Annotated in this window: 4 protein-coding genes; 1 reads left to right on the top strand and 3 read right to left on the bottom strand. The window is 49.9% G+C overall.

Annotation, left to right across the window (positions count from 1 at the left end):
• Positions 1-584 precede the first annotated feature (584 nt).
• A complete protein-coding gene (locus tag BF95_RS24910; RefSeq protein WP_043149440.1) occupies positions 585-782 on the top strand; it encodes a hypothetical protein in 198 nt (65 codons plus the stop codon).
• Here the strand turns inward: BF95_RS24910 and BF95_RS27745 are convergent.
• From BF95_RS27745 to BF95_RS24900, 3 genes are all read right to left on the bottom strand, one after another.
• Positions 779-1465, bottom strand: coding sequence for a hypothetical protein (locus BF95_RS27745; protein ID WP_152542930.1), 687 nt, complete (start codon positions 1463-1465; stop codon positions 779-781). The genes BF95_RS24910 and BF95_RS27745 overlap by 4 nt on opposite strands.
• Positions 1431-1667, bottom strand: coding sequence for a P-loop NTPase fold protein (locus BF95_RS27055; protein WP_081764293.1), 237 nt, complete (start codon positions 1665-1667; stop codon positions 1431-1433). Before BF95_RS27055 ends, BF95_RS27745 begins: the two co-directional genes overlap by 35 nt.
• 297 nt (positions 1668-1964) lie before the next feature.
• Positions 1965-2300, bottom strand: a complete 336-nt coding sequence (locus tag BF95_RS24900; RefSeq protein WP_043155502.1) for a P-loop NTPase fold protein — start codon at positions 2298-2300, stop codon at positions 1965-1967.
• Positions 2301-2414: the final 114 nt, after the last annotated feature.

The following is a 2414-nucleotide window of genomic DNA, read 5'->3' as shown; positions in this document are numbered from 1 at the left end:
ATGACTTTGCGACATTTCTCACGGATATGGGCAAGCGTCCTAGCCCCAAGCATGAACTTGGCCGCCTTGATAGCAAGCTGGGATATAACCCCTCCAATTGCGCTTGGATGACCCGTCAACAGATCATGCTGCGTCAACCACCTAGAACGAAACCCAATAGGCCCAATCGACCTCCCATCACATACAAGGGAGTGACCCGCAGTTTGAGGGACTGGGCAAAGCATCTGGGCATTGGCGAGACGGCTCTAGGGCATCGACTGTCAACTTACGGATGGACACTAGATGAGGCACTGGGTGGACAGCCGCGTTCGGTCAGTCGTGGATATCCCAAGAAGCACTACGTGGAGTGGAAGGGTGAGACACGGCATGTCAGTGAATGGGCAGAGCAAGCCGGTATATCGCGCTGTTGTCTCTTAGGTCGCATATTTCGTCTGGGTTGGACGATGGATCGAGCAATGACTGAACCCAAAGGGCAATACCACAGAAAGGCAAAGCCAGAAAAGTCACCAGAAGATCAATGAGTGGATGACGCGGCAGTCAGATGGCTATTGATAGAGCGGCACGAACTTGATGGAGTAAGTGCTATGTTTGTTGCCCTAGATGATCTCGTAGATGACCTGACCCGCTTTGTTGAACTCGACGCAGATCATTGGAGATCGCAAGAGGGCAGTTTCCAGTTCAATGACCTCGCGCTCTTCTACCGCAAGTTCGATGATGTCATTGAGTTTGAATGCGAGGGTGTCGTGATCGAAGCAGAGCGCTATGTTCTCATGCTTTGCTAGAGTGACACAGATTCCCTATTTCCGTCTTGATCCACCACCTCAACAAATCTCATTAACTCCCTCACGCGGTTACGGTATTCCGACCACGTTGGTAGCTGTTCTGTCGATCCGATACGATGGCTGCGATTGAAGCGAACTTGATACTCGTCTCCCAGAGTACGCGTCATGTAACCGTATAAGCCGTGATCTTCATTGTTACGGGATATCTGGTCAAGCGAGTTCTTAAACCCACGCTGATAAATTGGGAATAGCTCAGTGGATGTATGCTTGGTCACATTCCCTTCCCCGTCGCTGTCATACATTAAGAAGCGCAATTCAGGTGGGCCTAGGGTATCAACATGCGGTTCAAGCTCGTTGCCTCTGACGAGATTCAAAAGGAGGGCGAGAAGGAGGGGAAGTTCAATAGGAACTCGACCGTGATCCCAATTTGAGATAAAAAGTCGTAACGCATCTACTACAGCCTGCGCCTCTCTCGGCGTAGCCCTCCATTCGGACAGCAATAGCCCAGTGGCCTGCTCTGGTGTCAAAATCACGTGCTTGCCATCGACTTCAACGTCAGGGAAACTGAACTTAACCTCACTTGGAGGTATGTCGCCAAATAGGCCAATGACCAGTTCCGAAATCGACAGCCGCCTCAGTTCATAGTGTCTAGTAAAAAAACCTGCGAAGGTATGCGGTGGCATCGAATTTAGCACCATATACTGCTTCAATGCTGGCCGTGAGTTGCCGTCCATGAAGGGCGATGACGAACACCACGCCGGGAACATCAAAAAGGTGCTTAATGCTTTCTAGCAGGGCTATGGCGTAATCAGGACGGCAGCGATCAAGTTCATCGACCACGACAAATATCGGTGCCTGGCGAGGGTCAACATCAGATTTCTCAATAGATGCTGCTAGTTTTTCGAGACTATCTTTTGAAAACGACCCTGCGAGAAATTCTGGCGAAACACGATATTGCTCAAGAAAGGGGCTTTTTCCAGCGCTATCTACTACTTTCGCTTACCTCTTCGGTCAGCTTATCGAATCCCGCTTCTATTACTTCCTCATTTCGTTTGGTTCTCGCAGCATCAATCGCAGCTTTTGCTTCCTTACCAATTTGATCACCAATGTAACGGGCAGCTAATCTGCCACCAGCCGATATGGCAGCTTTGCCGAGAATGGGGGAGGGCGGCCCGTGTCAGATCACCAAGWCTGTTCTTGACCTTTTTCAGACTTCAGAAATGGTTGAAGAGCCTCATCAAGAGCCGACATAATGGATACGAGAGGTTCATTGTTGGCGTCGTCAATCCAAGCGTCAACGAATGCGACAGGATGATTGATCGCCAACTGCTTCGCAAAACGGTCGAGAAACCAGCTTTTCCCTTCACCGTATTGGGCGTCGAGGGCTAATACGAATGACTGGGACCGACCTAATCGCTTTAAAGTGTCGGTCTCGTTCAGCAAAAATCGTTCGAGCAGGCGAGCTTCGGATCGGCGATCTAGCTTATCGCCTTCCCAGATTTGATCCAAATTCCGCATCTTGCCACCTCATTTCCGAGTTTGGATTTTCGGCCAAACTATACGCTCTGTTAACCGTCGACACATTAATCCGGCAATACATTTTCATTACGGGGCCATGGTTTTGTCGAGCAA

The organism is Sphingobium sp. Ant17, assembly GCF_000588875.1.
Lineage (GTDB): Bacteria > Pseudomonadota > Alphaproteobacteria > Sphingomonadales > Sphingomonadaceae > Sphingobium.
The sequence above is the reverse complement of the archived record's forward strand: the minus strand, read 5'-3'. Positions and strand labels throughout refer to the sequence as shown.